The 16,900-nt window shown below is 68.5% G+C and carries 19 protein-coding genes; 8 read left to right on the forward strand and 11 right to left on the reverse strand.

Going from position 1 to position 16,900, the window contains the following annotated elements; all coding sequences use genetic code 11:
* Positions 1-47: 47 nt before the first annotated feature.
* From ACQUQ0_RS07975 to ACQUQ0_RS07995, 5 genes are all read right to left on the reverse strand, one after another.
* Positions 48-1,142: a DNA topoisomerase IV subunit A gene (locus tag ACQUQ0_RS07975; RefSeq protein ID WP_435184424.1), complete on the reverse strand. Its 1,095-nt coding sequence runs from the start codon at positions 1,140-1,142 to the stop codon at positions 48-50.
* Positions 1,143-1,144: 2 nt separating this feature from the next.
* Entirely contained in the window at positions 1,145-3,550 is a 2,406-nt protein-coding gene (locus tag ACQUQ0_RS07980) for a DNA topoisomerase VI subunit B (RefSeq protein ID WP_435184425.1), read from the reverse strand.
* A gap of 95 nt (positions 3,551-3,645) precedes the next feature.
* A complete protein-coding gene (locus tag ACQUQ0_RS07985) occupies positions 3,646-4,185 on the reverse strand; it encodes a peptidylprolyl isomerase (RefSeq protein WP_435184426.1) in 540 nt (179 codons plus the stop codon).
* 63 nt (positions 4,186-4,248) lie between these two features.
* A complete protein-coding gene (locus tag ACQUQ0_RS07990; protein WP_435184427.1) occupies positions 4,249-4,704 on the reverse strand; it encodes a nuclear transport factor 2 family protein in 456 nt (151 codons plus the stop codon).
* 94 nt (positions 4,705-4,798) lie between these two features.
* A complete protein-coding gene (locus tag ACQUQ0_RS07995; RefSeq protein WP_435184428.1) occupies positions 4,799-5,872 on the reverse strand; it encodes an anthranilate phosphoribosyltransferase in 1,074 nt (357 codons plus the stop codon).
* Positions 5,873-5,981: 109 nt separating this feature from the next.
* Between ACQUQ0_RS07995 and ahbB the strand changes: the two genes are divergently transcribed.
* A complete protein-coding gene (gene ahbB / locus ACQUQ0_RS08000) occupies positions 5,982-7,037 on the forward strand; it encodes a siroheme decarboxylase subunit beta (RefSeq protein WP_435184430.1) in 1,056 nt (351 codons plus the stop codon).
* Position 7,038: 1 nt separating this feature from the next.
* On the opposite strand, the gene ACQUQ0_RS08005 is transcribed toward ahbB, so the two are convergent.
* Positions 7,039-7,731, reverse strand: coding sequence for a helix-turn-helix domain-containing protein (locus tag ACQUQ0_RS08005; protein ID WP_435184432.1), 693 nt, complete (start codon positions 7,729-7,731; stop codon positions 7,039-7,041).
* 131 nt (positions 7,732-7,862) lie between these two features.
* On the opposite strand from ACQUQ0_RS08005, the gene ACQUQ0_RS08010 reads away from it, so the two are divergent.
* Positions 7,863-8,831 carry a VOC family protein gene (locus tag ACQUQ0_RS08010; RefSeq protein WP_435184434.1) on the forward strand — a complete coding sequence of 323 codons (969 nt, stop codon included), beginning with the start codon at positions 7,863-7,865 and terminating at the stop codon, positions 8,829-8,831.
* Positions 8,832-8,879: 48 nt separating this feature from the next.
* Here ACQUQ0_RS08010 and ACQUQ0_RS08015 read toward each other — a convergent pair whose 3' ends face one another.
* A complete protein-coding gene (locus ACQUQ0_RS08015; protein WP_435184435.1) occupies positions 8,880-9,659 on the reverse strand; it encodes a CehA/McbA family metallohydrolase in 780 nt (259 codons plus the stop codon).
* 114 nt (positions 9,660-9,773) lie between these two features.
* Here ACQUQ0_RS08015 and ACQUQ0_RS08020 point away from each other — a divergent pair, with 114 nt between their 5' ends.
* On the forward strand, positions 9,774-9,950 hold the full coding sequence (locus ACQUQ0_RS08020) for a hypothetical protein (protein WP_435184436.1): 177 nt from the start codon (positions 9,774-9,776) through the stop codon (positions 9,948-9,950).
* Positions 9,951-10,149: 199 nt separating this feature from the next.
* On the opposite strand, the gene ACQUQ0_RS08025 is transcribed toward ACQUQ0_RS08020, so the two are convergent.
* Positions 10,150-11,223, reverse strand: coding sequence for an NAD(P)/FAD-dependent oxidoreductase (locus ACQUQ0_RS08025; RefSeq protein WP_435184437.1), 1,074 nt, complete (start codon positions 11,221-11,223; stop codon positions 10,150-10,152).
* Positions 11,224-11,330: 107 nt separating this feature from the next.
* Here ACQUQ0_RS08025 and ACQUQ0_RS08030 point away from each other — a divergent pair, with 107 nt between their 5' ends.
* Genes ACQUQ0_RS08030 through msrB form a run of 4 tightly spaced genes read left to right on the forward strand, consistent with a single transcriptional unit; the run spans position 11,331 to position 13,635 of the window.
* On the forward strand, positions 11,331-12,005 hold the full coding sequence (locus tag ACQUQ0_RS08030) for an HAD family hydrolase (RefSeq protein WP_435184438.1): 675 nt from the start codon (positions 11,331-11,333) through the stop codon (positions 12,003-12,005).
* Between the two features lie 39 nt (positions 12,006-12,044).
* Positions 12,045-12,749, forward strand: coding sequence for an RAD55 family ATPase (locus ACQUQ0_RS08035; protein ID WP_372389658.1), 705 nt, complete (start codon positions 12,045-12,047; stop codon positions 12,747-12,749).
* Entirely contained in the window at positions 12,750-13,163 is a 414-nt protein-coding gene (locus tag ACQUQ0_RS08040) for a hypothetical protein (RefSeq protein ID WP_435184439.1), read from the forward strand.
* Positions 13,164-13,209: 46 nt separating this feature from the next.
* Positions 13,210-13,635: a peptide-methionine (R)-S-oxide reductase MsrB gene (gene msrB / locus ACQUQ0_RS08045; RefSeq protein ID WP_435184440.1), complete on the forward strand. Its 426-nt coding sequence runs from the start codon at positions 13,210-13,212 to the stop codon at positions 13,633-13,635.
* Between the two features lie 36 nt (positions 13,636-13,671).
* Here msrB and ACQUQ0_RS08050 read toward each other — a convergent pair whose 3' ends face one another.
* Positions 13,672-14,106 carry a universal stress protein gene (locus ACQUQ0_RS08050; RefSeq protein ID WP_435184441.1) on the reverse strand — a complete coding sequence of 145 codons (435 nt, stop codon included), beginning with the start codon at positions 14,104-14,106 and terminating at the stop codon, positions 13,672-13,674.
* A gap of 111 nt (positions 14,107-14,217) precedes the next feature.
* Between ACQUQ0_RS08050 and ACQUQ0_RS08055 the strand changes: the two genes are divergently transcribed.
* Positions 14,218-15,798, forward strand: coding sequence for a spermidine synthase (locus ACQUQ0_RS08055; protein ID WP_435184442.1), 1,581 nt, complete (start codon positions 14,218-14,220; stop codon positions 15,796-15,798).
* Between the two features lie 71 nt (positions 15,799-15,869).
* Here ACQUQ0_RS08055 and ACQUQ0_RS08060 read toward each other — a convergent pair whose 3' ends face one another.
* Together ACQUQ0_RS08060 and ACQUQ0_RS08065 are read right to left on the reverse strand one after the other, a co-directional pair.
* Positions 15,870-16,028, reverse strand: a complete 159-nt coding sequence (locus ACQUQ0_RS08060; protein WP_372389670.1) for a hypothetical protein — start codon at positions 16,026-16,028, stop codon at positions 15,870-15,872.
* Between the two features lie 102 nt (positions 16,029-16,130).
* Entirely contained in the window at positions 16,131-16,886 is a 756-nt protein-coding gene (locus ACQUQ0_RS08065) for a hypothetical protein (protein ID WP_435184443.1), read from the reverse strand.
* Between the last annotated feature and the right edge of the window lie 14 nt (positions 16,887-16,900).

Genomic DNA, 16,900 nt, shown 5'->3' on the forward strand with positions numbered 1-16,900 from the left:
TGATACTCGTAGTGAGGGTGCCTCGCTCGTCGGAGCCTTCCGGAGGCTCAGAGCACGCCCATCGTCGACAGCCGCTCGGGGAGGTACGTGTCGGTGACGAAGTCCAGCCCGCGGGAGGCCAGCGCCTGCTGTTCGGCCTTCTTTTCGATGTCGAGCTGGAGTTCGATCTGCTCGGTCCAGTAGTCGGTCTCGAATCTGGGGTCCTCCAGTTCGGATTCGAGCGCGTTGACGTCCGAGTCCGCCAGCGGGTCGGTGGGGAGGTCGTACTCGACGATGTCCTCCGGCTGGATCCCGACGAAGCGCGCCTCGGGCGTCGCGAGGTACTCCGAGAGGTGCGCGGACTTGATCGAGCCGTAGGCGACAGAGCCGTAGATCCGGTAGGACCACGGGTCGCCGTCTGTGAAGACCACGACCGGGAGGTCGAGTTCGTCGTGGAGGCGCTTCGTGATCCGCCGGGTCGCGCGGGCGGGCTGGCCCTTCAGGTGGACGACGAGGCAGTTGTACTCCTCGTCGAAGCCGTTCTCCACGAGGCGGTCGCGCATCCCGCCGGTCTCGACGCAGAGCACGAAGTCGATGTCGTGATCGAGGAAGTCGATCGTGTCGGGGTTGTTGGGGATCTGGTAGCCCCCCTCGCCGACGTCCTTCTGGCAGTGGATCTCCCGTTCGCCCCGGCGGGTCTGCTCGCGGAGTTCGAGCGGGCCCATCAGGGTCGCGCCCGACTCCTCGGGGCGCATATGGAAGTCCTCGCGGGTGACGCCCGAGACGATCTCTAAGTCCTCGATCAGTTGGTTCGACTCGTCCTGACTCGAGAACTGCGCCTCCTCGTTGTCCCACGACTCCGAGAGGTAGTACAGCTCACGCAGCGTCGACGAGCGGTCGGCCTCCAACTGATTGACGAGGAACTCGATGGCGTAGGCGGCCTTCAGCAATTTCCGCGCGCCGCGGACGCTGTTGGCAGACCGCGTCGACGTGCGGTCGCCGTAGACCCAGACCTTCGACTCCTCGTCGAAGACGATGTTCGACTTGGTCCGCGTGGGGATGTCCATATGCGGCACCTCGCCCGACGCGAACTGGTCGTAGAACTCCGCAGCGAGATCGACGAGCCGTTCCTGTGCGATTTCGTCGTCCTGTTTCGTGCTCATAGTTAGGCGTTGACCGTCAGTTTCTCCGCTTCGATGCCGTCGACGTCGACGTCGAACTCCGCGTCCCCGCTCGCCGTGTAGGTGAGTTCGACCGTCTCACCCGCCGGGACAGTCGGCTCCCACGTGACGAACCACTCGCCGTCGAGGTCGACGACGCTCGCGTCCTCGGGGAGGTCCGCGGGCTCGACCGAGACGATATCCGTGATCTCGGGGGCCTCGTTGCGGTCGGAGTGGTTCTCGACGACGAGAGTGACGCTGTCGCCGTCGATCTCGCGCTCGACGCTGACGTTGTTCATAATCCGGGCCAAGGCGCCGTCGATGTTGGGCCGCGGCCGGCCCGTGACTTCCGAGAGCTTGTCGGCCATCTCCGGGAGGATCTTCCCGAGGACGTCCTGCTTCTTCCGGCGCTTCTGCATCGAGCGCCGCTTGTTGAGGTAGGACTTGAGGTCGCGGGCGGCCTCCCGGATCGCGAGTTCGATCTCGTCTTCGATCGCGGGGATGTTCGCGATGGCGTCCTTGGACTCGCTCGTGAACGGGACGTTCGTGGACGCGACGTGGATCATAATCACCGCGGGGCCGTTCGGCATCCCCGACCCGCCGGGCTGGTCGAGGCCGTAGTTCCGCCAGCCGATCCCCTTCACCACGTCGGTCGTCGCACACGCCCCGCGCTGGTAGACGAGCGGCACGCGGTTGGCAAAGCGGAGGAGGTCGACCGTCCCGTCTTCGAGTTCGCCGCCGTAGGCGATGCCGGCCTCGACGATGAACGGGTCGCCGCCGTGGACCTCCGCGTCGCGCGTCGCCGCGGCGTAGAAGTCGGCGTCGAACTCCTTTCGAAGGCCGGCCTCGACGAGCTCGGCCGTGATCGGCGACAGGCAGTTCGTCGGCGGCGCGAGGATGTCGGTCTCGCGCATCGCCTCCAGGAGCTCGGAGGCGACGTCGCGCTCGCTCGCGACCTCCCGGACCTTCGGGACGTCGTCGGGGACGGTCCGCATCGTCTCCCAGACCGCCTCGACGACGTTTTCCCTGGCGGTCTCACCGAATGAGATCTCCTCCGAAACCAGGAGGTCGGCCGAGCGGTCGACGTAGTCCACGAGGGTCGCTCGCGTGGCGCGGTGCGTCGGATCGCCGTCGCGGAATTTGTCGGCCAGCCGCTCGGCGATGCCGGCGACGGTCGCGTCGTCCTTCCGCGTGCTAGTGGCCTCGTCGACGAGCGCGTAGAGGTCCGAGTCGAGGTCCCCCGTCAGGACAGCCCACGCCGCCTCGACGGCGTTTTCTCTCACGGTGTCGCCGAAGTTCGCGTCGAACTCGTCCTCGACGTCGTCGGCGACGGTGTCGACGATCGCCGCCAGTTCGCTGTGGGCCGTCCGCTCGCGCGACTGGAGGGTGTCAGCGACGCGCTCGGCGAACGTCGCGGTCGCCTCGGCGCCCTTGTTCGCGACGCTGTCTTCGATCGCGGTTTCGAGGTCGGTCTCGGGCTCGCGCGGCGCCGACCAGCCCATCTCGCGGCCGAAGTGCCGGTCCCGGAAGCGGTCGATGACCTTGTCGGCGGTCTTCGACCCGACGCGGGTGAACTCCTCCTGGAGGAAGCCCGACACCGAGTAGGACTCGGTGGCGTTGAGCATCTTGATCAGCGTCCCGAGCTCGACGCCGTGGGGGTGCGGGCGGATCTCCTCCGTTTCGGCGGGCAGGGACGCGCCCTCGACGCGCTCGTACCGCCGCGGCTCGTCGAGGCCGGGCTCGTCGAGCACGAGCCGGGCGTGGGGGTTGACGACCGCGGTGTGCTTGACGTAGTCGTGGAGCTGCTGGCGCGCCCGCATGTTCGCCTCCATCTCCATCTCGATGCGGGTGCCGTGAGTCGGCGAGAGTTCCGACTCGCCCGGCGCGCGCTCCTCTTCGACCTCGATCTCGGGCTCGTTGGTGTCGGTGTCGATGATCAGCTCGAAGTACTGGGCCGTCTCCGAACGCTGAGTTCGAGAGGTGATCTTCGCGGGCTTGCCGGACGTGAGCTGCGAGTAGAGTACAGCCGCCGAGATGCCGATTCCCTGCTGGCCGCGGGACTGCTCACGGGCGTGAAACCGCGAGCCGTACAGCAGTTTCCCGAACACCTTGGGGATCTGTTCGCGGGTGATCCCGGGGCCGTTGTCCTCGACGATCAGGGTGTAGTAGTCGCCCGACTCCCTGATCTCGATGGAGATGTCGGGTTTGATCCCGGCCTCCTCGGTCGCGTCGAGGGCGTTGTCGACGGCCTCCTTGACGGCCGTGACGAGCCCCCGCGCGCCCGAGTCGAAGCCGAGCATGTGCTTGTTCTTCTCGAAGAACTCGGCGATGGAGATGGCGCGCTGGCCCTCGGCCAGCTCCTCGGCGATCCCGCCGCCCTCCTCGCCGAGCGTCGACTGGAAAGACGTCATCTGCGGAGTCCTTCCTCGTGGACGGTTAAGAAGGGTTCGGGAGCGGGGTGAAAGTGAAACGACGGACGGCAGTCAGGTCCGCGGGAGATGCGGCGCTACTGCTCGACGTCGACCGACTCGATCTCGATGTCCTTCACCGGCTTGTCGTCGCTGTCGGTCGGCACGTCGCCGATCTCCTCTACCACGCTCATCCCCTCGACGACTCGCCCGAAGACCGCGTGGCGGCCGTCGAGGTGCGGCTGGGCGTCGAGCGTGATGAAGAACTGCGAGCCGTTGGTGTTCGGGCCGCGGTTGGCCATCGAGAGCGTGCCCGCCTCGTCGTGGTTCAGGTCCTCGTGGAACTCGTCGTCGAAGGTGTAGCCCGGGCCGCCGCGGCCGGTCCCCTCGGGGTCGCCGCCCTGGATCATGAAGCCGTCGATCACGCGGTGGAAGACCGTCCCCTCGTACAGCGAGTCGGTGCGGGTCTCGCCCGTCTCGGGGTCGCTCCACTCCTTGTCGCCCGTCGCGAGGCCGAGGAAGTTCTCGACCGTGCGCGGCGCGCGCTGTTCGAACAGTTCGACGGTGATGTCGCCCTTCGTGGTGGACAGCGTCACGACGGGGTTCTCGGGGTTTTCGAGTTCGGCGTCGTCGACCATAGGGGAGGAAGGAGCGACCGATACAAAACGGTGTCCACTCGGCCTCTCGACGCCCGCGCCGACTCACTCCGCGAGCGGCCCCGGCGGAACGGCGCTCACGTGCATCCCGACGAAGCGCCACGTCGAGTCCGCTTCGTCGCCGTCGTCAGTGCTGCCGCCACCGGCGCTGTCGTCACGGCCGCGCGCCCGTCGCTCCAGTGTCCCGCTCCAGCGACTCTCGAAGTCGTAAGCTCGCCCGGATTCGACGTCTCGCCACGCCATTCGGACCTCGTCGGAGAACCACGCGTGGTCGCCGCGCTCTGTGACCGAGAGCGCGTCGCTCTCGACGACCCAGTCGTCGGTCGTTTCGGTCTGCGCCCGCAGGCCCGCTTCGACCTCGTCGTAGCCGGTCAGCTTCTCCGTGATTCCGTACTTCACGATGTCGTCGTCCCGCGCGAAGAACGGAGACAGCGGCTCGCCACTCCTAAGGGCGTCGTAGTACGCGCGGATCCGGTCCGCGGCCGTCGTCTCGCTGGCCATACTCGACCCACGGCGGCCGCGGGGAAACGAGTGTCGGCGCCGAAAACGGACCGCGGCGAGGAGACGGGATGGGATGGGACGGGTGACGCCCGTATCAGAAGTCGCGCAGGTCTCCGAGGACGGCCGCAGCAGCGCCGGAGTCGATGCTCTCGCGGGCCATCTCCAGGCCTTCGTCGAGGGTCTCGGCGTCCTCGCGGGCGTAGATCCGGAAGGCGGCGTTGAGCGCGACCGCGTCGGCGAAGTGGTCCTCGCGCTCGCCGGCGATGATCTCCGCCGTCAGGTCCGCGGAGTCGCCCGCGACGTCGTCGGGGTCGACTTCGAGGTCCTCGTACTCGAAGTCCATCCCGTACTCGGGCGTCTCGATCTCGTAGTCGCGGAAGTCACCGTCGGTCCACTCGCCGACCTTCGTGTAGCCGGGCCGGATGTCGTCGTAGCCTTCCATCCCCTGGAACATCACGACGCGGTGGGGGCTCTGGGAGTCCATGTTCTCGAAGGTCTCGACGATCTTCTTCGCGAACGCGAGGTGGTAGAAGGAGCCGAGGTGGACGTCGGCCTTCGCGGGGTTGGCGATCGTCTCGACGGTGTTGACGAACGTGCGGACGCCCATCTGGTCGCGGCGGTCCCACAGGGCGTGGACCCGCGGCGCGAACTCGGGCTGGTAGTAGAAGCCGAAGCCCGTCTCGTCGACCATATCGGCGCTCTCGTTCGGGACGAGTTCGGTCCGGATCCCGAGTTCGTCGAGGACGTGCTTGTAGGCGTCCTGTTTCTGGGTCGGGACGCGGTCGCCGGAGTGGACGACGACCGGCGTGCCCGCGCCGGCGGCGACGATGCCCGCCGCGGCGCCCAGGATCGCGGTGTCGCCCTTGCCGTCGTAGTTCGCCCCGCAGTCGACGGGGTCGGCGTCGGGCTCGGCGTAGACGACGTCCTCGGCGATCACGTCGGCGTAGGCCGCGAGCTCCTCGGCGTTGTTGTGCTTCCAGCGGTTCGCGAGCCAGAACGCCCCCAGCGTGGTGGGATCGGGCTCGCCGGCGAGGATCCGCTCCATCGCTTCTGCCGCCTGCTCGCGCGTCATATCCTCGGCGGACTTGACGCCCGTGCCGACGACCTCGGTCATCAGGCGCTTCAGCGGCCACTCCCCGAATTCGGCGGGCTCCGTCGCTTGAGCCATACGAATCGATTCGGGTTTGAGCATAAAAAGTGACCCGTTCGATTCCCACCTGGGAAGAGGGGAGACGGGAGCCGAAATAGGTACGTCCGTTCGGTCCCAGGTGTCGACAATGAGCGCACTGGACGAGGACTGGCGCGCCGACCTCGACGCGGTGGACGCCGCCCTGATCGACGACTACCAGAGCGGCTTTCCCGTCGTCGAGCGCCCGTTCCGCGCCGTCGCCGCGGACCTCGGCATCGACGAGGCGGAGGCCCTGGAACGGGTCCGTCGCCTCCGCGAGCGGGGCATCTTCCGGCGCTTCGGCGCGGTGCTGAATCCGCCGGTGATCGGCAGTTCGACCCTCGCGGCGGTCGCCGCGCCCGCAGAGCGGTTCGACGAGGTCGCCGAGGTGATCAACGGCTACCGCCAGGTGAACCACAACTACCGTCGCGACCACACCTGGAACATGTGGTTCGTCGTCACCGCGGCTTCGAGGCGGAAGCGGGACGCGATCCTCGCGGAGATCGAAGACCGCACGGGCTGTCCGGTGCTGAATCTCCCGATGCTCACGGACTACTACATCGACCTGGAGTTCCCCGTCGTCAACGACGACGCCTTCGCCCGCGAGAGCGTCGCCGCGACCGACGCCTCCGCGACGCGCATCTCCGAGGAGGCCGTCGGCGACCTCACCGAACTGGAGGCGGCCCTCCTGATCGAGATCCAGGACGGCTTCCCGCTGTCGGCGACGCCGTACCGCGACGTCGCCGAGTCGATCGGCGCCGATCCGGGGGACGTCGTCGACGCCGTCGAGCGCCTCCTCGCCGACGGCTGTATCAAGCGCGTGGGCTGCGTGGTGAACCACGTCGTCACGGGCTTCGACGCGAACTGCATGGTCGTCTGGGACGTCCCCGACGACGACCTCGACGCGCGGGGCGAGGCCGTCGGCGAACTGCCGTACGTGACGCTCTGTTACCACCGACCGCGACGCCCCGACCAGGACTGGGAGTACAACCTCTTCACGATGATCCACGGCCGCGAGGCCGACGCCGTCGACGCGAAGATCGACGAGCTCGCGGCGGAGCACCTCCCCTTCGATCACGAGCGGCTCTACTCGACGGCGACGCTGAAGCAGACCGGCGCGCGCTACGACGAACTGGTGAGCGCCGGGAGCGAGCCCGAGTCCTGACCTAATCGAGGATCGCCGACAGCAGCTTGTCCTGTGCGGTCGCGAGGTGCTCGGAGAACGTCGAGGGATCGATGTCCAGTTCCGAGGCCACGTCGCCGGCGTTCGCGCGCTTCGGGTGCTCGAAGTACCCCATCTCGTGGGCCGTTTCGAGCACCTCCCGCTGGCGCGCGGTGAGGGCGCTCCGGTCGACGACGGCCAGATCGGACTCCTCGCGGTCGCCGTCAGAGCGGACGAGCCGGTGGACGGAGACGCCGTCCCAGCCCTCGTCGAGCCGCCTGATCACGTCGCGGAGCGTGTCGACGTCGGGCGCGTGGAAGCTGATCATCAGGGCCCCGTCGCGGGTGTGGACGTCGCGGACGGGGCAGCCGAACGCCTCCACCGACTCGCAGAAGCAGTTCCGGTCGGGCGAGCGGTCGAAGCGGTAGACCTGCTCGGACCCGTACGAGAAGACCTCGGTGAACTCCCGGTCGTCGTCGGGGAGGCCGTCTTCGAGCGGGGCCGCCTCGTCGGTCTCCAGCACGAACTCCTCTGTCATCGGCGCGTCGGGGTCGCTGGGTGCGGACTTCGTCACCGACGTCGCCGGCGCGTCGGCCGCCTCGGACGCCCGAACGGCCGGGCAGTCGGGCGGCGATTCGACGGTCACCTCCGCGCGGATTCCGGTCACGGTCCCGTCCAGGCCGTCCTGCCTGATCAATAATTCGGGATCGCCCCGAATTTACTTATAAATGCCCCCGATACTTGGGGTTTTTCTATAACCATTTTACCGGTGAATCAGCAACCGTCTAGGAGAGTTCACCGCGAGAGCTCACCATCACGAACGCAACCATGAAACGACGACAATCCCCCGTAGCCAAACTCGGACACGTCGCAGCGCACACGCCGGACCTCGACGAATCGCTCTGGTTTTTCGAGGAGGTGATGGGCTTCCAGGTCACAGAGCGCGACGGCGACACCGCCTATCTCCGCGGCATGCGCGACTGGGAGCACCACACGCTCAGCCTGACAGAAAGCGGCCAGACGGGCGTCGACCACTTCGCGTTCCGGACCGAGAGCGAGGAGGCCCTCGACGAGCTCGAACAGCAGCTGAAAGACGAGGGCGAAGAGATCACCCACGTCGAGGCCGGCGAGGAGAACGGCATCGGCGAGGCGATCCGGGTCGACAAGTTCGGCCACAACTACGAGTTCTACTGGGACGTCGAGAAGCCGAAGGCCCCGGAGGCCAAGCGCTCCGGTCTGCTGAACCGGAATTACAGCGAGTCGGTGGGCAACCGGATCGCGCCCCGCCGGATCGACCACGTCCACGTCAACGACCCCGGCGAGAACGCGTTCAAGCACGACGAGTGGCTGCGCGAGGCGATGGACTTCCAGCTGAACGAGCGCTACGAGGACGAGAACGGCGAGTACTGGGGCTGGTGGTACGCCGTCACGCCGCTCCCCCACGACATCGCCATCCACCGCGAGGAGCCGGGCGACCCGACGCAGTTCCACCACGTCGCGTTCCACCTCGACAGCCTCCAGGACCTCTGGACGGCCGCCGACATCTGCAGCGAGCACGGCATCGAGATCAACAACCGGAGCAACGGGCCCGCGATGCACGCGATCACCCGCGCGGACTGTATGTACGTCAAGGACCCCGCGAGCCAGCTCCGCCTCGAACTGTTCGCGGGACCGGGCTACCTGAACTTCGAGCCCGACTGGGAGCCGATCGAGTGGAAGGAAGAGTCGCTCGGCGGCCCGACGAACCACCAGTGGCACGGCGGCGGCCCGACCTGGGACGGCATCGACTACGTCTGAGAACGGCCGCTCTCGATTTTCGCGATGGTATTTTCGCTGCTGTCGTAGCTACCCGGACAGCGGCGAGAGCCGATACAGCATCCGCGCGGCGCCGAGCGCCCCCGTCTTGGCGAGCGCGCCGCCGCGGTAGGCGCCGTACTTCGCGTAGAAGCCGCTCTTTCTGACGCCCGCGCCGGCGTAGTGGCGCGCCGAGGTCGGGATCGGCGTCCGCCGGCCCTCGACCCGCGTGGCCCCGTCGCGGATCGCGTCGAGGACGATCTCGGCGGTGAGGTCCGCGCGCTCGATCCCCTCGATCCCGATCTCGGTGTAGGCGCGGCCGACGTACCCCACCTTGTGGGCGTCGCTCCCCGCGACGCCGGGGTAGCCGCGGGCGTTGGCGTATCGGCGCGCGCGGCGGTTCTTCCAGCCCGTGAACGCCCAGGAGTTGTACACCTCGATCGCGTCGGGGTCGACGTCGCGGAGCCGGCGTTTGCGCACGCCGTGTCGGCTCCGTTGGAAGGGGTGCGGCACGATCGCGACGCCGCCGCGCTCGCGGACCCACGAGGCCGTCTCGGCCATCGGCGCGCGGTGCGGGGGCATCTCCTCGATCCCCAGCGCGAGCAGGTGTCCGTCGGCGGTGGAGACCTCGACCCCTGGGATCCCGACCAGCCCGTACCGGGGCGCCAACTCCGCCGCGCGGACCGACTCGTGGATCACGTCGTGGTCGGTCACGACGACGGCGTCGAGCCCGATCTCGGCGGCCTGTTCGAGGAGGAGCTCGACGGGGTCGGTCCCGTCGTAGGAGGCCTCGGAGTGGACGTGGGGATCGAGTCTGACGGTCAGCGACACGAGTGCGCGTAGGGACCCCTCGCAGTAAAGCCTGTCTGCCCGGCGCTGGCCCCGCGTAGGTCGCGATTTCGGGTGTGAGTTACGCTTATGCCGCCGGCGGGGGATCCACAGCGTATGAACCGCGCGACCCGAGCGGCAGCTTTAGCGCTGTTCGGCGCTCTCGGTGCGGCCGTCGCGTTCGCGATGACGATCTATCCCTTCGACTACGGACTCGCCGAGAGCCTCCTCCTCGCGGGTGCGCTCGTCGCGGTCGCGGCCGTCGAGACGGTGTTGGACGACGCGTCGTTCTGACCGGTCCGGCTCTCGTCACAGTGATACTGTCGGACACACCTGTTTCAAGATATTCGCCGCCCCGGGCGCCGAAATTCTTCACAGACTTGTGTCCGACAGTATGAGTCCTCTCGCTGTCATAATGTCTACTGTCACTGTTTACCGCTGGTTCGCCACCCCGTTTCGGCGAACCAGCGGCAACGACTGACAATAGACATTATCAGTCCAGCGCCGCGCCGATGCGCTCGCCCGTCTCGTGGCCGTTCCAGAGCGCGCTCGGGACTCGGCCCTCGCCGGCGACCCAGTCGCCGGCGAAGTAGAGCCCGGCGTCCTCGGCGGCCCGGATCGCCTCCGCGTCGACCGCCGAATCCGGGAGCGCGTAGCGCCAGCCCTGGTCGTCGGTCCAGTCGGGGTCGCGGTAGCGGTCCTCGCCCAGGAGGTCGGCGACGCGGTCGCAGACCTCGGACTCGATCTCGGCGAGCGCGTCGTCGTACGTCTCAGTTGACCACGCGGGGCTCATCTGGACGACGAGGAGGCTCTCGCCGTCGGGGACGTGCCCCGGCTTGCACTCCTCGCGGGAGAGCCAGCCGATGGCGTGCTCGCGGTCGGGGTTCACGAGCCCGTACCACGGGTAGGACTCGCAGAACGGGTAGTGGAGAACGACCGTTCGGATCGTCCGGTACGGCACCGCGTCGACGGCGTCGACGAGCTCCTCGCGGCGCGCGTCGTCCCAGGCGGTCGCGCGCAGTAGCTCGGCCGTCTGCGGCGCCGGCGGCGTGACGAGCAGCGCGTCGAACGGGCCGTACTCGCTCCCTTCGGTGTCGGTGAGGTTCCATCGGGTCTCGCGGTCTGTCCCCCGAGCCCGGATCTCGTCGATCCGTGTCCGGCGGTGGACCGTCGTGCCCGCGCGGTCGAAGAGCCGCTTTGCGAGCTGGGTGATCCCGTCGGTCCACGTCCGCTTTGTCGACTCGCGGTCGCCCGGTTCGATGGTCCCGTCCCCGTCGAACGTCCAGACCGGCTCGTCGATCTCGACGAAGCCCTCGGTCCCCAGTTCTTCGAGGAGCGCGGCCGTCCGCTCGTCGGCCTCCTTCACGTAGTTGGCGCCGTGGTCGTAGTAACAGTCGTCGCGACGCCGGGTGGCCGCCCGGCCGCAGACGCCGCCGCTCTTCTCGAAGACGGTCACCGCGACGTCGGCGTCGCGGAGGGCGTACGCCGCGGCCGCGCCGGCCGCGCCCGCGCCGACGACACCGAGCCGTGGGGTCGATCCGTCCGCTTGCTCTGCGCTGTCGCTCACAGCGGGTAGAAGGACGGTCCGGGCTTCAGCGTTCGGGCCGGTCGGCCCGGTCGGCCCGGTCGGCGCCGTCCCGCAGGTATTTCACCGGCCACCGCCCAGGACCGCGTATGGAGTACGACGCGGTGGTCTTCGACAACGACGGCGTGCTGGTCGAACGGCCCGGTGTGGAGCTTCTCCGGTCGGCCGCGCGCGAGGCGTTCGCCGCCGTCGGCGTCGAGAACCCGGCCGACGAGGACGTCGAGGCCGTCGCCTACGGCGTCACGCCCGAGACCCTGGAGCGAGTTTGCGGCGCGTACGGCGTCGACGTGGACGACTTCTGGGCGGCCCGCGAGCGGACGGCGAGCGCGGCGCAGATCGGCGCGATGGAGGGCGGCGAGACGGACCGCTACCCCGACATCGACGTGCTCGATGACCTCGCGGTCCCGCTCGGGATCGTCAGCACGAACCAACAGGCGACGATCGACGCGATCCTCCGGCACCACGGACTCGAATCCCTCTTCGGGACCGCCTACGGCAGGGAGCCGACCGTCGAGAGCCTCCGCCGGAAGAAGCCCGCCCCCTACTACTTGGAGCGCGCCCTCGACGACCTCGGCGCCGAGTCGGCGCTGTTCGTCGGCGACAGCGAGACCGACGTGCTGGCCGCACACCGGGCGGGCGTCGACTCCGCGTTCCTCAGACGCCCCCACCGCGCGGACACGACGCTGGACGCGGAGCCGACGTACGAACTCGACTCGCTGCGGTCGCTCCGAGACCTCCCTGGCGTTACGCTGCGTGAAAATTAGCCCCGAACGGTTATGAGGCGGGTCGACGGACCTGCCAGTATGCGGATTCCGAGCGGGGTCAGCGGGTTCGACCACCTGATCCAGGGCGGCTTCCTCCCCGGGCGGCTGTACGTCCTCTCCGGTCCACCCGGCAGCGGGAAGACCACGTTCACGGCCCAGTTCATCGCCGAGGGGCTCCGGAACGGAGAGAACTGCCTGTACATCACGATGCACGAGTCGCGCGACGAGCTCGTCGAGGACATGTCGAACTACGAGTTCGGCTTCGAGACGCTCACGAGCTCCGAGCAGTTCCGCTTTGTCAACCTCGCCGGCCAGCAGGGCACGCGGCTCCTGAATCAGTCCTCGGGGAGCGGCAACCCCTCCAGCGTCCAGGGCCTGACCGACAAGATCGTCGGCTTCGTCAACTCCCGCGACATCGACCGGCTCGTCATCGACTCGACGATGCTCCTGGAGCTCTTCTTCGCCGACGGCGAAGAGGAGATGACGCGGTTCCTCACGGCGCTGAAGACCTGCGACGCGACGACGCTCCTCATCTCGGAGATGACAGACCCGAGCGCCTACGCCGACGAACACTTCCTCGCCCACGGGGTCATCTTCTTCCACAACTACCTGGAGGCGACCGGGATGCGGCGGGGGATCCAGGTCGTGAAGATGCGGGGGACAGACATCGACTCCGACATCCGCTCGCTGTCGTTCACCGACGAGGGGATCGTCGTCGACCCGACCAAACGGGTGGACTTCTAGATGTACGAGCGAGCCTTCGACGTCGGCTGGGAGTCGCTCTCCGCGGAGGAGGCCGTAGAGCGGATGTACGCGCTCGGGATCGCGACCGAACTGGGCCACGAGTTCCCCGAGGAGCGAAAGCGGCTCCGCGGGCTGGCGTCGACGGCCTACGAGCGGAGCGTCCTCGACCTGGCGTTCGAGGAGGGGCGCCGCGAGGTGCGGGACGTCCGCCCGGAACACGAGACCGACGAGGGCGCCTGGGAGGAACTGATCGAGGCCGCCGACTCGCCCGCGCCCGCCCGCGAGTCGCTGTCTGTGGACCCGTCGACGGACGTCCCCGAGGTCGTGGATCGGTCCGGCGCGCTGGACGGCTTCGACATCGACGAACTCGGCCGACTGCGGTTCCCCTCGCTGCTCAAGCGCGACGAGGAGTAGCCACAGCCGGGGCGAGACTCTTTGCGCTCCGGCGCCAACTGCGGGTATGGCCGACGAGACACCCGTCGAGGGCGGACGCGACGACGTCCCGGACTCCGAGGAGGAATGGCGCGAGCGGCTCTCAGAGGAGGAGTACGAGATCCTCCGCGCCCGCGGGACGGAACCGAAGTTCAGCGGCGAGTACCTCGACGAGAAGGACGACGGCAGCTACCGGTGTGCGGGCTGCGGCGCGGTGCTCTTCGACAGCGAGACGAAGTACGACTCCGGCTCCGGCTGGCCGGCGTTCTACGACGCCAACCGGGACGCCATCGAGACGCGGACGGACACGCGCCACGGGATGCGCCGCATCGAGGTTCTGTGTCGGAACTGCGGCGGGCACCTCGGGCACGTCTTCGAGGACGGCCCCGAGCCGACGGGCAAGCGCTACTGCATCAATTCGGTCGCGCTCGACTTCGATCCCGACGCGGAGTGAGGGGACGCGAGGCGGGCGCCGCCGCCGCGTGTCGAGTCACTCCTCGACGGCGAGGTTCGTCGTCAGCACCGGGATGTCGGCGCGGGCGACGACCTTCTGGGAGACGCTGCCCATCAGATTGTTCGTGTAGTCGCCGCGGCGGGTCCCCATCGTGATGAGGTCGACGCTGACCTCGTCGCTGTACCCGAGGATCTGCTCTGCGGGGTCGCCCTCGCGGATCGCGGTCGTGACGTCGATGCCGGCCTCGCGCAGGCGGGTCGCCGCGCGGTCGACGGCGGCCTCGCCCTCGCCCTCCAGTTCGGCGACGACCTCGGTCTTCATCTCGTCTTGCAGCGTGAGGAAGGCGCGGTCGTCGATGACGTAGAGGACGTGTACCTCGGCGTCGCGCTGGACGGCGATGTCGGCGGCGGTCTCGACGACCGCGTCCATCGATTCGGTGCCGTCCGTCGGGAGCAAGATTCGCTCGAACATATGGCTCTGTGGGTGCTTTCGGCTGGGGCATCCTATATCCTCCTTTCTCGTCCTGCCGACTCGGTTCGGCGAGCGAGTCGTTGAAGTCGCTGCCGACCCAGGGTACCGGCGATGGACCTCCGGCTCCCCAGTCGTCGACCCTCCCGGGCCGAGACGGCCGTCTTCGTCTCCGGGGTCACGAGTATGGGCCTCGAAATCCTGGCCGGGCGGATCCTCGCGCCGGCGTTCGGCAACAGCATCTACACCTGGGGCGGCATCATCGGCGTCTTCCTCGCCGCCCTGAGCCTCGGCTACCACCGCGGCGGCCAGCGCGCCGCCCGCAACGCCTCCTACGGCCGGCTCGGCTGGATCTTCCTGGCGACGGCGCTCTACGTCGCGGGCGTGATCCTGGTCGGCGACGCCGCGGTGCAGGCGACGGAGCTGTTCCCGCTCCCGAGCGAGTTCGCGTCGCTGCCGGCGATCACGCTCCTCTTCGGCCCGCCGACGTACCTCCTGGGCTACGTGAGCCCCTACACCGCCGAGCTCGCCGGCGGCGACGTGGGCGCGACCGCGGGCCACGTCTACGCCGTCGGGACCGTCGGCAGCATCGTCGGCGCGTTCGGGACGACCTACCTCCTCGTGCCGACGCTCCCGATCCCGCAGATCGGACTCGTGCTCGGGCTGTCGGCGGTCGCCGCGGCGGCCGTAGTCGCCGCGCCAGACCTCCGCGGGACGGCTGGGCTCCGCGTCGGCGTCGTCGCCCTGGCGCTCGTCGCCGCGACGGCGACGGGCGGCATCGGCCCCGCGGTGGCGGGCGAGACGGTCTACAGGACGCAGACCGCCTACCAGGAGCTCCAGGTCGTCGACCGCGGCGACGTCCGGACGCTGTACCTCGACGGTCAGCGCCACAGCGCGAAGGACCTGAACGATCCCGACCGGCACGTCTTCGAGTACACGCGGTACTTCCACGCGCCGCTCCTCTTCACCGAGGACGCCGACGCGGTCGACCGCGTGCTGTTCGTCGGCGGCGGCGGATTCACCGGCCCGCGGATCTTCCGCGAGACGTATCCGAACGTCACCGTCGACGTCGTCGAACTCGACCCCGCGGTCGTCGCCGCCGCCGACCGCTACTTCGGCATTCCAGACTCCCCGCGGATGAACGTCCACGTCGGCGGCGCCCGGCAGTTCCTCGAATCGACGAACCGCACCTACGACGTGATCGTCCTCGACGCCTACCGGAAGGACTCGGTGCCGTTCCAACTGACGACGGTCGAGTTCATGCGCCTCGCCGCCGACCGGCTGGACGACGGCGGCGTCCTGCTCGCGAACCTCATCGCGGCGCCGACGGGGCCCGCCTCCGACTTCTACCGCGCGGAGTACAAGACGATGGCACAGGTCTTCCCGCGGGTGTACAGCTTCCCGACCGCCGGGGGCCCGGTCGTCCAGAACATCGAGGTGATCGCGACGAAGCAGACGGAGCTGGTGTCCGAATCGGAGCTCCAGGCGCGGAACGACCGCCGCGACATCGGGATCGACCTCGCCGCGGACCTGTCGTCGTACCGACGCGGCGAGCCGACCGACGACGTGCCCGTGCTGACCGACGACCGCGCGCCCGTGGACAGCCTGCTCGACGAGGCCGTCGGCCAGCGGTACGTCCGCGTCCGGACGAACGAGTCGACCAACGGAACGGCGACGGCAGCGGCGGCGGAGTAGGCGCTGGGCCGAACAGCTCGCACCCACCCGGATTCACCGCGAGAAGGAATGAGACGACCGAGAGATGTCGTTCACGCCACGAAGAGCAGCACGTACAGCAGTGTGGCGAACGCCGCTGCGAGCAGCGCGTGACCGATGCCTCCCGCGACCGCACAGACCCCGGCGACGAGGCGTTCGAGCGGCGTGAGTTCGGCGCCGAACGTCTGCCGTTCCAGGTGTTCGATTGCCATTGGAGTCACCTCCTATCTGGAGGGTCGTACGGAGTACAAATACACCTGCCGAGGATTCTTATCGAGTGGGAACCGGAACGTGGCCGAATCGAAACCGCGAACTCAGAAGCCCAGGCTCCCCCAGCGGATGTACACCATCACGGCGACGATGCTGAGTTGCAAGACCCCCTGGAGTCCGCTCAGTTTCGCGTTGCGCATCCCGATCCGGCCGATGAGGTCGGCGTCCGGATCCGGGGAGGTCATCTCCAGATACATCCGCGCTTCGCCGGGCATCAGCACGCCGAAGCCCAGGATCGTGAGCACGCTGACGATGGCGAGCGCGAGGAGGATCGGGAGCCCTGGCATCGCCAGCGCGCCGAGGTTCGCCACCAGCGAGACCGCGCCGCCGCCGACGATGATCGCGAACAGCGCGAGCCAGCGCCAGTCGGTGAAGGCGTCGAACTGGAACGCGACCGCGGCGAGCGCCGGCCCCATCGCCACGACCGAGAACACGCCGCCCCAGGCCGCGAGCCCCGGGAGGTAGCCCATCTCGCTCGCGAGGACCATCCCGCCGATGATCGTCGTGAACGCCAGGGTCGGCATCAGGAACGCCATCTTCGGCGTGAAGCGCTGGAACACCTCGGCGCGCTCGTCGACGTCGAGGCCGCCCAGCACCGGCCCCAGGACCAGCGCCATAAACAGGTCGGTGCCTGTCCAGAGGACGCCGGCCATCACGTGGACGTAGGTCAGTTGCTGTACCGTTCCGAACGCGATCGTCGCGAGCAGGAGTCCGAGCGGGAGGACGACCGCGCCGACCCCGAAGGCGGGGTTCGCGCGGTTCGCCATCCCGCGGATCGTGGCTGTGACAGAGACGCTCACGCACGCTAGTCCGT

The sequence above is a fragment of the Halobellus sp. EA9 genome, from assembly GCF_051195055.1.
GTDB lineage: Archaea > Halobacteriota > Halobacteria > Halobacteriales > Haloferacaceae > Haloquadratum > Haloquadratum rubicundus.

Excerpts from the sequence above, each read along its gene's own strand:
- ACQUQ0_RS08020 (WP_435184436.1), top strand. The coding sequence starts at position 9,774 with ATGAACCGCGCGACCCGAGCGGCAGCTTTAGCGCTGTTCGGCGCTCTC.
- msrB (WP_435184440.1), top strand. The coding sequence starts at position 13,210 with ATGGCCGACGAGACACCCGTCGAGGGCGGACGCGACGACGTCCCGGAC.
- ACQUQ0_RS07980 (WP_435184425.1), bottom strand. The coding sequence starts at position 3,550 with ATGACGTCTTTCCAGTCGACGCTCGGCGAGGAGGGCGGCGGGATCGCC.
- ACQUQ0_RS07990 (WP_435184427.1), bottom strand. The coding sequence starts at position 4,704 with ATGGCCAGCGAGACGACGGCCGCGGACCGGATCCGCGCGTACTACGAC.
- ACQUQ0_RS08055 (WP_435184442.1), top strand. The coding sequence starts at position 14,218 with ATGGACCTCCGGCTCCCCAGTCGTCGACCCTCCCGGGCCGAGACGGCC.
- ACQUQ0_RS08035 (WP_372389658.1), top strand. The coding sequence starts at position 12,045 with ATGCGGATTCCGAGCGGGGTCAGCGGGTTCGACCACCTGATCCAGGGC.
- ACQUQ0_RS08010 (WP_435184434.1), top strand. The coding sequence starts at position 7,863 with ATGAAACGACGACAATCCCCCGTAGCCAAACTCGGACACGTCGCAGCG.
- ACQUQ0_RS08050 (WP_435184441.1), bottom strand. The coding sequence starts at position 14,106 with ATGTTCGAGCGAATCTTGCTCCCGACGGACGGCACCGAATCGATGGAC.
- ACQUQ0_RS07975 (WP_435184424.1), bottom strand. The coding sequence starts at position 1,142 with ATGAGCACGAAACAGGACGACGAAATCGCACAGGAACGGCTCGTCGAT.
- ACQUQ0_RS08060 (WP_372389670.1), bottom strand. The coding sequence starts at position 16,028 with ATGGCAATCGAACACCTGGAACGGCAGACGTTCGGCGCCGAACTCACG.
- ACQUQ0_RS08040 (WP_435184439.1), top strand. The coding sequence starts at position 12,750 with ATGTACGAGCGAGCCTTCGACGTCGGCTGGGAGTCGCTCTCCGCGGAG.
- ACQUQ0_RS08030 (WP_435184438.1), top strand. The coding sequence starts at position 11,331 with ATGGAGTACGACGCGGTGGTCTTCGACAACGACGGCGTGCTGGTCGAA.
- ACQUQ0_RS07995 (WP_435184428.1), bottom strand. The coding sequence starts at position 5,872 with ATGGCTCAAGCGACGGAGCCCGCCGAATTCGGGGAGTGGCCGCTGAAG.
- ahbB (WP_435184430.1), top strand. The coding sequence starts at position 5,982 with ATGAGCGCACTGGACGAGGACTGGCGCGCCGACCTCGACGCGGTGGAC.
- ACQUQ0_RS07985 (WP_435184426.1), bottom strand. The coding sequence starts at position 4,185 with ATGGTCGACGACGCCGAACTCGAAAACCCCGAGAACCCCGTCGTGACG.